Raw genomic sequence first — 15,500 nt, 5'->3', positions numbered from 1 at the left:
GCTGGCCAACGCAGATCAAGTCTGCTGTCGGCGGAGTTCAGTTCTCAGAATTGCAGTAACGGTGACAACATTGCGGAACTGAGACATCTCATCGTCGTCTGGGAAGACGTGGCCGTAATCGGCTAACAAATCACGCCGTGGCCTGGTCGTCACCTGCCAGCCGCAATAGGCCAGGTAATGAATGACATTGCTGCGCTTGCCGTCGCAGAACAGTCCGGACAGGTCGATGCCGCAACCCAATTTGACCCACCGCTTGCCTGAAGTCCTGCGCGCTCTGCGACATCGTCGCACCCGAATCCGGATGGTATTCGGTGGCGAGCTGGCTTCCCGGCGCGCTGAGCGCGGTGATGTTGTAGAACAGCCGGTCTTGAGTATCCGGTGGAAGGTACATCAGCAAGCTTTCCGCGCTCCACGTTCGTCGTCCAGGTCGATCCCCACGGCGCGTTGCTTCGCCGTCGGCTGGGCGCCTTAGGGCGGCTGGCGTCGTGATCTTTAATACAGATCACCTGGGGTTGATAGATTTGGATCACTGTGGTATGGGATGGCCAGAGCAGCCGATAGGCGCAGACATCCAGGCCGGCTGCTAAAATGACGGTTTGCTGGATATTGCCTCGTGCGGTGTTTAGGAAAAATCGCCGACGCGAGATATCTTTGTTTCCCATATCCGTCGCTTCCGCGAACTGATCGTTGATCAAGACTGCTGATCCGTTGGCGGCCATGTTGGCATCTCCATACAGTAGCCAGGTCCCAAGGGTCAATCTCAAGTCGGGCGTTGCTCAATCCCCGTCATCCGTTGCCCTTCGTCGTTTATACTGATGTTTTGCCGCTTCATGCTTAGCCAACTGTAATGACCTACCCAAAACTTTACGTTTGTTGACTGGCCGGGTCCGGCATGTGATGGTGGAGTATTCGGCGGCCTTGCCGGCCTGATTCGCGGGGCTTCCCGGCGGCCCGCAAGGGGGCTTGTACAGACCAGCTGTTAGTCTCGTACACGGTTTGACGGGCGACGCGGTATGTCCCTGCCTGCGGGTATGATGCGCGAGACGCAGGATAACCCCCGGAAATCGATGCCAGCCGGACCAGCCTGGTTGGCATGTCGCGAAAAGAGTTTGGCTGCGCAGGAGGAAGAGTGCTCTCGGCTTTCATCTCGTCGCTGCGGACAGTCGATTTAAGGCGGAAGATCCTTTTCACGCTGGGCATCCTCGTGCTCTATCGCGTCAGTGCGGCACTGCCCTCTCCGGGCGTCAACTACCGGCACGTGCAGCAATGCATTCAAGAGGCCACCGCCGGCGAAGCCGGGGAAATTTACTCGCTGATTAACTTGTTCTCCGGTGGTGCGCTGCTAAAGCTCACGGTAGGGGTGATGCCCTATATCACCGCCAGTATCATTGTGCAGTTGCTGACCGTGGTGATCCCGCGCTTTGAAGAATTACGCAAAGAGGGTCAAGCAGGCCAAGCGAAAATGACCCAATACACCCGCTATCTGGCTATCGCACTAGCCGTCCTGCAAGCCACCAGCATCGTGGCGCTGGCGGCCAACGGTGGACTGCTGCAGGGTTGCCAGGAGGACATCATCTCCGACCAGAGCATCTTCAGTCTGGTCGTCATCGTGCTGGTGATGACGGGCGGTGCGGCGCTGGTGATGTGGATGGGTGAGTTGATCACCGAACGTGGTATCGGCAATGGCATGTCGTTATTGATCTTCGTCGGTATCGCTGCCCGCATTCCCGCCGAGGGCAAACAGATCCTAGATAGCCGGGGTGGGGTCATCTTTGCCGCTGTTTGCCTGGCCGCACTGGTCATCATCGTTGGCGTGGTCTTCGTTGAGCAGGGCCAGCGCCGAATCCCGGTGCAATACGCTAAGCGCATGGTGGGTCGGCGGATGTATGGCGGGACCTCAACATACCTGCCGCTCAAGGTCAATCAGGCCGGCGTTATTCCGGTAATCTTCGCGTCGTCGTTAATCTACATTCCACATCTGATCACCCAGCTGGTCCGCAGCGGCAGCGGTGGTGTGGGCAAGAGCTGGTGGGACAAATTCGTCGGCACCTACCTATCGGATCCGGCCGATCCCGTTTATATCAACATATACTTCGGGCTTATCATCTTCTTCACCTACTTCTATGTATCGGTAACATTCAATCCCGACGAACGTGCCGACGAGATGAAGAAGTTCGGTGGTTTCATTCCTGGCATTCGACCGGGACGGCCGACGGCGGACTATTTGCGTTATGTGCTAAGCCGAATTACGTTGCCGGGATCGATCTATCTTGGAGCGATCGCGGTGTTGCCCAATCTATTCCTGCAGATCGGCAATGGCGGCGAGGTCCAGAATTTACCGTTCGGGGGAACCGCTGTGTTGATCATGATCGGTGTTGGCTTGGATACGGTCAAGCAGATCGAGAGTCAGCTGATGCAACGCAACTATGAAGGGTTCCTGAAGTGAGAGTTGTTTTGCTGGGACCGCCGGGGGCAGGCAAGGGCACGCAAGCCCAAAGGCTCGCCGAGAAGCTTGGTATCCCGCAGATCTCCACCGGTGAATTGTTCCGGCGCAACATCGAAAAAGACACCAAACTCGGGCACGAGGCCAAGAAGTACCTGGACGCCGGCGACTTGGTTCCTGCCGACCTGACCAATCAGCTGGTGGACGACCGTCTGAACAAATCGGACACGGTCGACGGGTTTATCTTGGATGGGTATCCGCGCTCGCTCGAGCAAGCCAAGGCGCTGCATGAAATGCTGGAACGCCGGGGTACCGACATTGATGCCGTGCTGGAGTTTCGCGTGTCGCAGGCGGTGGTGCTGGAGCGGCTTAAAGGGCGGGGCCGCGCCGATGACACCGACGACGTCGTCATCAATCGGATGAACATCTACCGTGACGAGACTGCTTCGCTGTTGGAGTACTATAGCAGCGAATTGAAGACTATTGACGCCATCGGCACCATGGACGAAGTGTTTGCCCGTGCGTTGCACGCCTTGGGAAAGTAGGTAAAGTAGCTGTGGGCGCGTTGACACGGCTGCGCAGTCGCAGGGTTGTGCCGCAGCGCAGTGTTGGCGAACTTGACGCGATGGCCGCAGCCGGTGCAGTGGTCGCGGCAGCACTGCACGCCGTCCGGGACGCTGCAGGCCCCGGGGTGTCGAGTCTCAGCCTCGACGAAATTGCCGAGTCAGTGATCCGCGAAGCCGGAGCTACACCGTCATTTCTCCGTTATCACGGCTACCCCGCTACCATCTGCACATCGGTTAATGACCGGGTGATTCATGGAATCCCCTCTGCCGTTGAGATTCTCGCACCCGGCGACCTCGTGTCGATCGACTGCGGCGCGGTGCTGGACGGCTGGCACGGTGATGCGGCGATAACCTTTGGTGTGGGCACCCTCACTTCCGTGGATGAAGCCTTGTCCCAGGCGACCAGAGAATCGCTGGAAGCCGGCATTGCGGCGATGATTGTCAACAATCGTTTGACCGACGTGGCGCATGCCATCGAAGTGAGTACCCGTACGTCCGAGATTCGATACCGACTTACGTTTGGGATCGTGCAAGGTTACGGGGGTCATGGCATCGGCCGGCACATGCACATGGATCCGTTTCTGCCCAACGAAGGCGCTCCTGGGCGCGGCCCGCTGCTGGTACCTGGCTCGGTACTGGCCATCGAACCGATGTTGACGCTTGGCACCGGCAAAACGATTGTGCTCGACGACGAATGGACGGTAACGACTGCTGACGGTTCGCGTGCGGCTCATTGGGAGCACACTGTGGCCGTCACCGAGGACGGACCTCGCGTTCTTACTCTGGCCTGACACTTCTAGCGCACACGTACTCTGGTGAATCTTCCTCTAGGGGGGCGGTGAACTAAGCATTTACTCGTATCCAGTAAGTGGAGGTGATCAAATGACTTGCGGGTAGGATGACACTGCGGCTGCGGAAGCCGCTCTACGACGAGTATGCTGCCTGTTATATAGTGCGCTATACTTGCTGCAGTTAATCCGCCGTGCGAGCCAGCCGAAGGCATAATACAAGAGACCTTGTTGCAAACCTGGTAGCATCCCGAAGTGATCGGCGACACAGAGCGCTCGGCGTGCGGATATTGATCGTTGCTCGCAATATGATCATTGGGGGATCGATGTAGCGCATCGGTTCCGCAATTTCGGCGTCGTGATCGGCATGGCGTTCGGGGTGTCAACAGCGGACGTACAGTGGTGATTGCTGGCGACAGTGTGTTTTTCTGCACGGCATGGTAGTGCACACGGCCGTGCATTAACGGCTTCCGGTGAAGTTTATGTTGTTCAACAACAATACTCACGCCATGTGTGTTCCTGTGGGAGCAGCTGTTCTCTGAAGACCGCCAGAGCTACAATCGATTCTATATACAGCCGGTTGAACGCCGTTCTGGCAGAGATTTTCCCGGAGCTAACGTTCTTTGACATCAGCGACTTTGACGATTTTGCCGCTGCTATGCGTTCGGCACTTGTCGTGGACAGCCCTGCGATGGTGAGTGTGGAGTGCGACTTCGCACGAAATCCCGACTTTAGCAACATTTCTCATCTAGCAGTCGGTTGGAAACACTGCTGTAGTAGAGAATCTAACAGCGAAGAAAAACCGAACCAATGTAGCTGCCAGCTCTTGACGCTATCACCACGCAAATCGACGAGGTCACCGGCATCGATACCTACCCCTTTGAAAAGGGCACTCCGATCATTATGTAGATGATGTAGTTGGTCTACCCGCACGACCAAGTATTAGGCGAGTACTGCACCGTAAACGATTACGGTGACTGTACGCTCGACGAGTTGTTTTAGTATGTTGCTGGTACCCGCAGTCTCGAGGAGTGGATCGACAGTCCACGTGATTTTATCCTCGCAGATAAACCGGGTTTGTGGCTGGCTCCCACCGGGCTGTTCAGGGACCGAAATCTAACACCCGCATCGTTGTCAACTCGCAGGTTCGCACCGTCGACTACCACTGGCGTGGGATCAAGGAAAAGCCTGTGGACGATTTGCTTGATGCGTGTCATAGCTGCCCAAATGGTTCTCGACAAGCAGTGTGTGGTTGTACTGTGGATATCACCCGTTCTACGACCACAACCCGTACCCGGAGGGCAGTACCGCCCGAATCTACTGTCCTTGGTCGGTGATTTCTGAGACCTGTTTGGCGCAGGACACCTGCCGAAAATAAAAAAACCTTAAAGCAATTGTCGAGTACCGTCCACCACAATGGCCTTCCGGTGACCCCGAAATCAATGACCTAGGATGAGGCAAGAGGGTAGTAGGACATCGTGAGCTAACCCAGCGTCAGTCTGACCAACTTTCCACTTACCTGCCCGGTGAGCCGATCGGCGCAGACTACTAAGCGCAGTTCGCGCTGTCCGATGATCTGCGTGACAACGTAATGTTCCGTTTCCCCCAAGTTCCGCCACCATGTTGTGCCGGACAAGACGGTGATTGACGTGATTGCGAGTGAGTCGCGGGGTTTGATTGAACGGTAAGGCGACGACCTCATCGAGGTGCAGGTGTGTTTGATCACCTACATCGAGGCTCCTGAACTGCCGTTCTACGACGCTAGCGAGGGTGTTGCACACCGTTTGGGCATGCGACTAGCCTAGAGTGCTTTATATGCACAATGGCGGGTGCGCTGTGTTTGTATTGGTGCTCAACGAGGCTCGCTGACTGTTGACCCCAGGTTTGGGGCGCACCGTGGTGATAGCTATCGCGCAAAATGCCGCCGGCCAGGTGTCCGATCGACAGGTGATTCGCCAGAAGGCTTAGGTGCCGGCGCCGTGGTGGTCCTGGTCACGGGTGAGTAACCAGTCGCCGATTCTGGTTATCGAGTGCCGCATCTACGGGGAATACCACCGGTGAAATTACGTTTTCTCCCAACCCACCCGCAAGTGGTGGATGCCCGGGACCGATGAGCTTTGCATCGGTGTCACCGAAAGTAAGATTACTAAAGTGCTGACTCGTGGCAACCGGTAGGTTCCTGAAGTGTCGGTGGCAGTATGCTACCGAATTATCTTTTCTTCCAAAGATATCGATCTGCTGGTTACCAAACAACCAGCCGTGTTTTCTGCGTAATTGGCGGTAATTTCCCCAGGGGACCTGGGAAAGACATAGGGATACATTTGATTTGCTTAGTGCAGCAACCTCTTCGGTTCCGGTATAATGATCAACCTCGAGCCCGCGATATCTGATGGTCAGATCAAGACTAGGGGGGTGGTCGTAACAGCAGCCTTTGCGCACACCGGTGCGTTTAGGAGATAGGGGCTGATGCAACCCATTGTGAGCCCCGTAATCGACGAGGTTAATACTGAGTACCTGACACGTTGATCCGTTTGTTTTGTCGCGCAACGAGCATACTTTTCTGCAACTCACTGCGGTGCGATCGGCGTCGATTCGTTCGATCAACGCGGCCAACCGGTACCCGGAGTTTCTGCCCGAACGGTTGTTACGCTTGATTGCCGGCAATATCGGCTTACCCGCGGATCAGGTGGTTCTCGGCGCCGGTGCGACCGGTGTGGTGTTACAGGCCCTGCAGGTGTTGACCACCGCGGGTGGGCGAAATAGTCGCCGCGGCAACCACCTTCGACGGTTATCCGATCATCGCTCAGATGGCGCGGCTGATCCCGGTGACTTTTTCTCTCAACAAGCATGGCTGCAATTACCTCGATAGGCTGGCCGATGCCGCCACTACTGCTTGCGTGGTGGTGTGTCGTCCGCACAAACCCTACCGGCATGCTAGAGTCGACGGGCGCGCTATAGAGATTTCTACGCTGGGTGCTGCGACATACTGTCGTGTTGCTCGATGAGGTGTAGATCGAATTCGCCTCGCCTGAGCACCGGGTCAACCTATTCGGAAACAGCTAGCGGCGCTGACTGCGTGTTTACTCAAAGTGGTAGCATTGTCTTCTCAAGGCGTATGGGTTGCTGGGACTGTCGATCGACTACGGGTTGGCGTTTGCTGAGCTAGCCCGGACGTTGTGGGTTCAGCAGCTGTTCTTCGGTATCGTGATCACCAGTTTGCTTGAGGTCGCGGCTGCCTACGATGTTTAAGACGAATTGCTGCCATGGATCCTGCTCATAACGGCTGAACGTCAGCTATATCTAAGCGTATTGGGGATATTCAACACCCACGCTCATGCGAACTTCATGTACCTGGCTTCGCAAAGAAGGGTCGGATATGGTGTGATCTACTGTCGCGGCCTGTTCCGGGCCTGATTTTATCCGAATAGCGGTGCACGAATCACCGTGAACTTAAACAATCGAGTGTCGGTATTTACGGTGTTGTCTGCGGTAGATAAAGTCTGTGGCATGATCGTAGAGCTGGAAAGCCGAGCGTGTGCTTCGGTCCGCACGTGTGGCTGGTGCTGGCGAAGCCAGCCCAGCCCCCCGTACCGTAAATAACTATTATAGCGGATGTGTCGTTGAACGGCGTAGACGACCAGCAAATACCGATCGTCGATGGGGTACCTGTCGGTAGAACTCGAACTGGTGATTGGAGGCAATTTCGGTATGTAGGATCGCCACCAGATCTCTGAGCGCTAGATCAGGGTGCGCCCACATAGCTTTGCCAATCGTTGTTGCCGTTGCCGGGGTTGATCGCTTCGGCCGCCAAACTAAGCTGTAGCCCTTGCGCACCCCCAGCCAGCCCACTGTAGGGGGTGCCGGCTACCAGATCGTAGTTGAGCAGATCGTAGTTGAGGGTTTTCCATGTAGTTAGTGACCAAGGGGCTCTGTACGTACCTAGACTTAAACCTACTGTAGCGTAGACCTATTTTAAGATCAGCTGCAAGTTTCCGGTGCGTTGGTCATCGGCCTACGGAGATAGCTACTGCCCGCGTCGATGATTAGCTGGCCGGCAGAGTCGCCGCCTGCCGGCACTACCCAGGTGCCCTGATACGGGGTTCCGGATAGCACCTCCGGTGGTTTTGTTGGCCATCATGTGGTAGTTCGCCCCGGGATTGGTCATTGAATTTGCCGGCTTTCTTTTCCGGTGCCGGTCAACACGGCTAACACCTTCACCTAATTGCACGCGGCCTAAGGCCTAACGAGGTGAGCTTTAGCCATTCGGCGTCGACGTGGTTGTCGACGCCGAATGGCATAATGCAGATTGTTGGAGCCGTGGTGACCATCATATCAGGGTGATCTGTGATCACAGCCGCCACGTTGACCTGCTGACCCGGCGTGTACTCGGTGATCTTCCCGACGGTGACGCGTTGGCGGATCCGCGGGGTGACGGTGTCGCCGGTGTCAGCGACACCAGCGGTCTGCTTTAGTGTGGTGATCATCCCCAAGTGAGTGGTCGACGCCGAATACGGTCTTGTGACCGGTACCGTGATCTGTTGTCCGTGTGCCAGGTCGCCGGTTAGCCCCGGGGCCGAAGCGCTGCAGCGCACCAGCACATACGACTCGGGTTAACTGCCCGGATATGGGTTGCTCGACCGTCAGGATTTGGCAACTGTTGTGGTAACTAACGGTGAAATTCATAGCGTCGGTGACCGTCAACTTCTCGGGAAGTAGTCTAGTTTCCGGGCTGAAGTCAGTCAGGCTAGCCGGCATCTGGCGCGGCGCTGATGTCCAGATGGGCTAGAGGGGCTAACGCATCCAGCCATGGCGAGTAGTTAGGCTGGTTATTACGGTTAGGGTCACCCAGGGGACGTGCAATCGGGGTGGGCCACACTCCATCGGGCCCACGGTGTAGTAGCAAATCAGGCTGCGGGCTGAGCGGATTGCCCCAGCGTTGCTGTACTATATGCGACACTGTGTATCTGTAAAGGCGATGACGATGCAGGAAGTCGGTGCAAAGCCGGCGCGGTCCCGCCACTGTAATCGGGGAGCGACCCTCGTAGGCCACGGCCATTGGCTGGAAGGCGAGGCAAGCGGTGATCCGAGAGCCAGGAAACTCGCGTCATCGCGTCCTGCTAACCCGGGGCGGCGTATCCCGGAGAAAGCTGTCTTAGTCGTGACGTTGCAACTTTATACTTTTTCGGCCCGGTCGCCACTATGGAGCGTTGAATCGCATCCGATTACGGGTGGCTCGCGGTGAGTGCGCCGATCTGGATGGCGTCACCCCCGGAGGTGCACTCGGCGCTGCTAAGCAGAGGCCCAGGATCCGGTCCACTGCTAGTGGCAGCTGAAGCGTGGCGCTCGTTGAGTAGCGTGTACGCTGAGATGGCCGACGAGCTGGTCGCGCTGTTGGTGGTGGTGCCGGTTAGCTCCTGGGACGGTTCGGCCGCCGAGGCATATGTGATCGCCTATTTGCCGTATTTAGGGTGGCTGAGGCAAGCCAGCGTTGATAGCGCTGTGATGGCAGCCCACTATGAAACCATGGCCACAGCCTACATCACCACTTTGGCGATGATGCCGACGTTGGCTGAGCTAGCCGCCAACCGTACTGCCCACACGGTGTTGGTGACCACTAATTTCTTCGGCATCAACACTATCCCGATCGCTCGCAACGAAATCGACTACGTGCGGATGTGGGTCGAGGCCGCCATTGCGATGGGCACCTATCAGGAGGTCTCTACGGTGGTGGTGGATTCCGCCCCGGAGGCCATCGCCGCCCCCCAGATCATGGCAAGCGACGCGCTGGAAGCCAGTTCCGACCAGCCGTCGCCGACAGCCCCCAGCCAGTCCCCTCAGGTCCAAAATTGGTTGCAATGGTTGCAGAAGATCGGCTACACCGACTTTTACAACACTTTGGTTCAACCGCTAATAACCTCGTTGACGAACCACCCTTTCTTCCAAGGGATGTTTTCCGGATTTGATCCTTGGTTGCCTTCGCTTGGTAATCCGCTTAGTTTCCTCAGCCCTTTCAACATTGCGTTTGCCCTAGGCACTCCGATGGACATAGGTTCATATGTCGGTTATTTGTCCCAGACCTTCGCTTTTATCGGGGCCGATCTTGCAGCGGCGTTCGCTTCGGGTAATCCTGTGACTATCGGTTTCACCCTGCTGTTCACCACCATCGAAGCCATTGGCACGATTATCACCGATACCATCGCGTTGGTTAAGACTATGATTGAACAGTCTTTTGTGCTGCTCCCGATGATTCTACCGCTGTTGACCGCTCCGTTAGCGGTTGCCACCGCGGGTGCAGCGGGCAGTTTCGCGGGCTTGTCGGAGCTGGCGGGCCTGGTTGGTGTGGCACCACCCGGGTTGCCGTCCGCTCCGCCCGTAGCAGCGGTGGCCCCGGTCGTCCCGCCTTCGATGCCCACCTTAGCTTCGATACCGACTCCGACCCCGATGCCGGCTCCAGCAGCCTCGACCGCGCCGGTCGTCACGCCGCCTGGTCCGCCGCCGGTTACCGCACCACCGTCGGTGACCGGTGCGGGCGTGGAAAGCTTCGGTTACCTGGTGGGTCGCCTGCCGTCGACGGCCAGGGGGGTGGTGGGCACTAGCGTCCGACAGCAGTCATCAGCACCCGACCGCATCGAAGCCCCTGACGCTGCGGCAACGCCCCAGGAGCAAGCTCGATCGCGGTGGCGTCGACGGGCAAAGGTCACACCGTTCGACTCGAGCGGTTCGCCCAACCCGAAGGCCGCGCCGACGGCATCGGATCAAGGCGCAGGAACTCTGGGGTTAGCCGGAACTGCCCGCCAGGCCAGTTCCGGACCCGCCACAGGATTGGTCACTCTGTCCAACGGTACGTTCAGCGACAGTCCACGCGCGCCAATGTTGCCGCGAACCTGGGGTGCTGACCCAACTTTCTGTTACAATGCGGCTGATATTGGTCCTGCTGGTGGCTGGGACGACGAATGACTCTAGATAAGAGCGTCGTGACCGCGGGGCTATGCCGCGCGTTGGCTCGACGTGACGTACGGGTGAAGCATTTACTTTAAAGCGTGGAACATGTCCGATAACTCATAGTGTTCGCATTCCGGCCCTCGCGCGGGGCGATGTCGACCTGACCGTGCTACGCCAGGGTACCCGTGCAACGGTCGCCTATCTCGCTTGGTTGCGGGTACGACGCCTAGAGAGTGCGGTGCTTTAGCCCGCCGCGGCGGGCAAGCCATTGCTCGGTATTTGCGGTGGATTCCAGCTACCGGTCCGGATAGGTCGCGATTCGTATAATGTCGAAGGGCTGGTGGCCGAGGTCGAGGATATGGGTTTTCTCGCAGGGGAGACGGCCTGCTCTGTCCAGAAGGGGCTGCGGCTACTCTGCGTAGGCCAGGTCTTGGGAGTTTCCGCCTCAGGGTACGAGATTCACCACAGCAAGATTACCCGCGGTGACGCTACCGAGGAATGCCTGGGTGGTGCACGCAACGGACAGGGTGTTCGGAACGATGTGGCACGGCTCGCTCGTTAGTTAAGGTGATGTGCTCCGCCCGGCTTTCCTGCACGAGACGCTCGGACTCGCTGCATCGGGCTCGTCGTCCAGCGACTTGGCTGATGGTGAAAACAGCTGACGTCGTAAAAGTTTTGTCCGAGGCACGGTATCTCGTATCCTGCCTGGGTGGACTATCTGGGCAGTTGGTTGACGGCTCTCATGGATCGCGAGGGTGTTATGGGATGTTGCTACTGTTGACATCTACGCTGCGGTCGAGGCACAACTCGACGGGTTGTGTGGGGCGTTGATCGGATTGCCAGACGCGATCGTGGTGACGAATGAGGTCGGCCTCGGTGTGGTGCCTGCCCATCTGTTCGGGTGTGCTGTTTCGGGATCTGCTTGGCGAGATCAACCAACGCGTGGCGGCTGTCTGCGACGAAGTGCATCTGGTCGTCGCGGGACGGGTACTCACCCTTTAAGGGTCGACTACCGACATTGCCGCAGCAGGATCGACCGAATACGATGAATTCGTTGTGATAGTTGAGCAAAGCGATTATCAGGCCGCATGCCTCAGTAAATATGTATGACTATATTAGTGATTCGGCCAATTATTCAGCGGCCGCAGTTGTGCGGATCGGCTGCCGGCGTAGCTACCGAGTGGGGCTTGTTCTGGGCTCCCTGTTTCGATAGAAATGCCAGTTGTTTATTGACGCTGGTATGATGTGACAGCATATGGTCAGCAACGTGTCCGTCGTGCACCGAAACCCGGGTGGTGCAGCGATTCAACATGCCTATAACGGCACTCAGTCCAGATTCTGGAGTTTCAGAGAGCGTCTAGCGCTGCGGATTGCTGGTTTCCTTCTAGTCCCGATTGTAAGTGAGACTCGTTGTGTGTGTGTGTGTGTAGTTCCCACGTTCGACTGCGACAGTTCGGGTGGGTTTAACCTACTGCGCCCGTCACATAACTGCGTGCGAGTGATAGTCGCATCGCGCCATAAAATACTGCCAGTGCCGACACTGCAGGCAAACGGTTACTTGACCATCCTTGGTAATTGCTGGGGTTTTTTGAGAAGGAGTTTTGTATCCAGAGTCCCTATAACGTTGACGAGAGTGGTTGAAAGTGCAGCTAGTGGTGGGTGGTTTTGAGGCGTTTAGGTGTGGTTGGTTGAGGTAAGTGGGCGGTGTATGTGGTTGCTGTCTTGGAGTTGCGCGATGGCGACCGGGGTCGGCTGGGGTGGTTGACGAGGGTGTTGTGGGTGCTGGTGGGGCAGGTGACACGGGCGTGGATTGTGTGGTTGGTGTCCGATGGAGTGGCTAGATACTGATATCGCGGTTCGGGTACGCCGGGGACGGGACGTGCTTCGGTGATCGATGAGGTCATGGTGCTCGTAGAGACGTTGGTCGGCGATGTTATGCGAATCGGCCGTTCAGCGTCGGAGCGGCCCGTCACCGGAGCAGTTGATGGCTGTGGGGGATTTCGTTTTCCTTGGTCGCGCGGATCTGGCATAAGTGGGGGCATCCAGTCGCATCGCGTGAAGACCTTCAAGTTCGTTACCGACCCCGACGTGGGAGACCAAACGGCGTGATGTGGTCGGGCTCGACCTGGATCCACGTGCGTCACGAAGTGCTGATGATTGGCATGGCAGTGAAGGTGAGAGATCTTCGCCGCCGGGCCTGTCGCAGCAGGAACGGTGAAGCGGGGGCACCTTGGCCTTGGGTGGCGTCGGGAAGGGGAGGAATCGTCCTAGGTCCTGCTTGGGTGTTGTGTGGCCAACACGATTTATCGGGTTGGGGTCATCGTCGGTCGATCGTGGCCGCAGGTTTGATGACCTGTTCAATCTCGTGTGTGACCCGGCGAACATTGTTGGTGGCGTTTGACTGGGTCACGGGCAACTATGGGGCGAATACTGCTGGTGTGGACGCCCGGACCGGAGCCCATGTTGAGGAAATCGTCGAGGTAGCGGGTTGTTGGACAATCTGCGGATCGAGTCGTTCAGGCTGCGTTGAAGCTGGTGTTGGAGCCTGTCGTCGAGGCCGCTTTCGAGCCGATCTCCCCTGGATTCCGCCCCCAAGCGGCGATCTCAGGGACACGATCGCCGAAATTCACCAATACAGCACTACAAGCTATCGGTGGGTGCTGTATGCAGACATTGAGGTGCGCTGTGACTCTATCTCACATTTTGCTCTGTTGGAGCGGATGCTATTGCCAGTCAAGGATAAACGCGTACTTGGTCCTGGTGAAGGCGTTTTCTAAGGCCGGTGTGCTCACCGAGTCTGGTGAGCACCAGAACACTCACACCGGAACGTCTCAGGGCAATATCTTGTCGCCGGTGCTGACCAACATCGCCTTGCCTGGGCTCGATGAGTATCGGATGCAGCCATGGAAACCGTGCGGCTCGATGTCCACTGCTTACCTGCCTAGTCGGCGCCGCGTCACAGGCCTGCTGAGTACAACGCAGTCGTCCCGCGTAGCGGACGACTGCGTTGTACTCAGCACATGGCGACCAGACACGCCAGAGGCCTGCAAAACGAAATAAACTCGATGCTTACGCCTCTAGGTCTGCAGCTGTCGACTGCAAAGACAAAGACCGCGCACTTCGGTAACTGGTATGGACTTTCGCGGCTTCCACACCGGGTGGACACCCAAGAAGGCAACGACCACGTGGGCATGTCTAGGACTTGTATCGCCGACCGGGCACGACGGTCGGTCAAAGCCAAGATCCGTGCCCTGGCAAACAGGAAATCACAGCGCAATCCGGGGGCCGTGCTGGCACAGATCAACCATCGGTGGTTTCGAGCACTGTATCGCCGGAGATGGAAAGACATTCGCCGGCAGTTCACCACCTCCGAAAAACGGTGAAAACCGATTGACGCAGAAGAGACCACCCTATTGAACCCGACCTCGATACCGGTCACCCGGTACCGCTACCAAATCACCACAATACCCAACCCTTGGACCAGTATTCCCACCGCCTAACGGTAGTGACCATGAAAAGCCCGGTGCGCAAAGACGCGCACACCAGGATCGGCGACCAGTCTGGGAAACGGACCGAAAGTAATACACCCACACCGCGCCCCAGGCCTACTCAACCCGCGGCCGCGATTATGCTCTAGCGTCGACAATGAAGCCCCAGACCCAAGCAGCTGGATCACACCCAAACCGATTCTGCCACTACCTTCAAACTCGCCACCAAAACACACCCACACATACAGGCATGCCCCAATCTGCGACTGGCAGGCTTTTGAATTGGTGTTTTCGTCGTTGGCGGGACGGAATCTGGGCTACTAATTGAAGGTTTTTAGGAGTGCGGTGGTGGCTTATGGACGCACCGTGAAGATGGCTTCGGGGGCTACGGCTGCGTAGGCTGTTTGGTTCCCACGGTGGGGTTCACGCAAGAGCGGGCACCTGGGTTCTGCGCACGAAGAAGTGGAGTTGGAGGTGCTCAAGACTGTGGCGAATCAATGTAATGTAATGTCTGGCTGCCAGTCAGCAAAGCCTGGATCGTCCCGAGTCGTCCGGCGCCCCGTTGGAGATCATGGTGTCCAGGCCAGCGCACCTGTGGAAGGCGTTGTGTCAAGACTACGAGGTGCTGGGTTTCGATGCCGCCGCTGGCGGCTATGAGGTAGTTCGCGCCATGGTATACGGTACACGTCATCGAACCGACGAACAAGGTCGATACACTATGTGTGTTCAAGGAGACAGGAGTTGATTCGGCGGCCTACTGGACACTGAATCGACTCCTACCAGTACCAGTCTTCGCTAAACCTGCATTCCGGCAGCAACGTTCGACCCCGTGAGCTGCTCATGCGTAAGTTGAGTACAGCCAGTCTGGTGCTCTACGACGTGACAACCTTGTACTTCGAGAAGGTGTGGGGGATGGTTTCTGCGAGCTTGGGTTTTCGAAGGAACGCCGGTTGGACCCGTAGATCACCCTGGGGCGTTCACTGACGCTACCGGGTTTTGCTCAATGTCGCGGCGTTCGAGGGCAACCGAACCGAGACCACCACGATGGTGCCGGTCCTCAATGCATTTAAGACCGCTCGCAATCTGACCGACGTGACCGTGGTGGGCTGACGCCGGCATGATCTCCGAAGCCAACCAGGTCGTCCTACAGGCTGCCGGGTTGTCCTATATCTTCGGTGCTAGCGTTCCGCACCCGCCTGACGTGGTGCGCTAATAGTGTGTGACAAACACCCCAGAGAGGCGGTCCCCGACGGGCTGGTTCATTACCCAGCGG

Annotated in this window: 10 protein-coding genes, 6 pseudogenes and 1 riboswitch; of the genes and pseudogenes, 13 read left to right on the top strand and 3 right to left on the bottom strand. The window is 57.3% G+C overall.

What is annotated here, in order from left to right; all coding sequences use genetic code 11:
• Nucleotides 1-130: 130 nt before the first annotated feature.
• On the bottom strand, nucleotides 131-391 hold the full coding sequence (locus tag ML_RS16320) for a hypothetical protein (RefSeq protein ID WP_049769817.1): 261 nt from the start codon (nucleotides 389-391) through the stop codon (nucleotides 131-133).
• Between the two features lie 151 nt (nucleotides 392-542).
• Nucleotides 543-662, bottom strand: a pseudogene (locus ML_RS16315) (class I SAM-dependent methyltransferase); the annotation flags it as partial.
• Between the two features lie 467 nt (nucleotides 663-1,129).
• On the opposite strand from ML_RS16315, the gene secY reads away from it, so the two are divergent.
• The 7 genes and pseudogenes from secY to ML_RS19295 all read left to right on the top strand — a co-directional run bounded on the left by secY (nucleotide 1,130) and on the right by ML_RS19295 (nucleotide 7,046).
• Nucleotides 1,130-2,446 carry a preprotein translocase subunit SecY gene (secY, locus tag ML_RS09380; protein ID WP_010908564.1) on the top strand — a complete coding sequence of 439 codons (1,317 nt, stop codon included), beginning with the start codon at nucleotides 1,130-1,132 and terminating at the stop codon, nucleotides 2,444-2,446.
• Complete coding sequence (locus tag ML_RS09375; RefSeq protein ID WP_010908563.1) at nucleotides 2,443-2,988, top strand: adenylate kinase; 546 nt, start codon at nucleotides 2,443-2,445, stop codon at nucleotides 2,986-2,988. Before secY ends, ML_RS09375 begins: the two co-directional genes overlap by 4 nt.
• A gap of 11 nt (nucleotides 2,989-2,999) precedes the next feature.
• Nucleotides 3,000-3,800, top strand: coding sequence for a type I methionyl aminopeptidase (gene map / locus ML_RS09370; protein ID WP_010908562.1), 801 nt, complete (start codon nucleotides 3,000-3,002; stop codon nucleotides 3,798-3,800).
• Between the two features lie 813 nt (nucleotides 3,801-4,613).
• A pseudogene (locus ML_RS18065) lies at nucleotides 4,614-5,248 on the top strand (SRPBCC family protein).
• Between the two features lie 68 nt (nucleotides 5,249-5,316).
• Nucleotides 5,317-6,257, top strand: a pseudogene (locus ML_RS16310) (beta-ketoacyl-[acyl-carrier-protein] synthase family protein).
• 76 nt (nucleotides 6,258-6,333) lie between these two features.
• Nucleotides 6,334-6,666: a hypothetical protein gene (locus ML_RS19300; protein WP_064430436.1), complete on the top strand. Its 333-nt coding sequence runs from the start codon at nucleotides 6,334-6,336 to the stop codon at nucleotides 6,664-6,666.
• Nucleotides 6,667-6,917: 251 nt separating this feature from the next.
• On the top strand, nucleotides 6,918-7,046 hold the full coding sequence (locus ML_RS19295; protein ID WP_269147012.1) for a hypothetical protein: 129 nt from the start codon (nucleotides 6,918-6,920) through the stop codon (nucleotides 7,044-7,046).
• A 965-nt stretch (nucleotides 7,047-8,011) separates the two neighbouring features.
• Here the strand turns inward: ML_RS19295 and ML_RS09360 are convergent.
• Nucleotides 8,012-8,389: a hypothetical protein gene (locus ML_RS09360; RefSeq protein ID WP_010908561.1), complete on the bottom strand. Its 378-nt coding sequence runs from the start codon at nucleotides 8,387-8,389 to the stop codon at nucleotides 8,012-8,014.
• Nucleotides 8,390-8,736: 347 nt separating this feature from the next.
• Nucleotides 8,737-8,918: riboswitch (cobalamin riboswitch) on the top strand.
• Nucleotides 8,919-9,035: 117 nt separating this feature from the next.
• On the opposite strand from ML_RS09360, the gene ML_RS09355 reads away from it, so the two are divergent.
• From ML_RS09355 to ML_RS16295, 6 genes and pseudogenes are all read left to right on the top strand, one after another.
• Nucleotides 9,036-10,754 carry a PPE family protein gene (locus ML_RS09355; RefSeq protein WP_010908560.1) on the top strand — a complete coding sequence of 573 codons (1,719 nt, stop codon included), beginning with the start codon at nucleotides 9,036-9,038 and terminating at the stop codon, nucleotides 10,752-10,754.
• Nucleotides 10,755-10,881: 127 nt separating this feature from the next.
• A pseudogene (locus tag ML_RS18055) lies at nucleotides 10,882-11,365 on the top strand (cobyric acid synthase); the annotation flags it as partial.
• A pseudogene (locus ML_RS09345) lies at nucleotides 11,349-11,741 on the top strand (bifunctional adenosylcobinamide kinase/adenosylcobinamide-phosphate guanylyltransferase); the annotation flags it as partial. The pseudogenes ML_RS18055 and ML_RS09345, both read left to right, overlap by 17 nt.
• 702 nt (nucleotides 11,742-12,443) lie before the next feature.
• The gene (locus ML_RS09340) at nucleotides 12,444-12,587 is read left to right on the top strand and encodes a hypothetical protein (RefSeq protein WP_156511828.1); all 144 of its coding nucleotides are present in this window, start codon (nucleotides 12,444-12,446) and stop codon (nucleotides 12,585-12,587) included.
• Between the two features lie 654 nt (nucleotides 12,588-13,241).
• Nucleotides 13,242-13,492: pseudogene (locus ML_RS16300) on the top strand (RNA-dependent RNA polymerase family protein); the annotation flags it as partial.
• Between the two features lie 7 nt (nucleotides 13,493-13,499).
• Nucleotides 13,500-13,799 (top strand): RNA-dependent RNA polymerase family protein, encoded by a 300-nt coding sequence (locus ML_RS16295; RefSeq protein WP_049769633.1) that lies wholly within the window; start codon nucleotides 13,500-13,502, stop codon nucleotides 13,797-13,799.
• The last annotated feature ends 1,701 nt before the right edge of the window (nucleotides 13,800-15,500 follow it).

It is taken from the genome of Mycobacterium leprae TN, from assembly GCF_000195855.1.
GTDB lineage: Bacteria > Actinomycetota > Actinomycetes > Mycobacteriales > Mycobacteriaceae > Mycobacterium > Mycobacterium leprae.
This window is presented reverse-complemented; position numbering and strand designations above follow the sequence as displayed.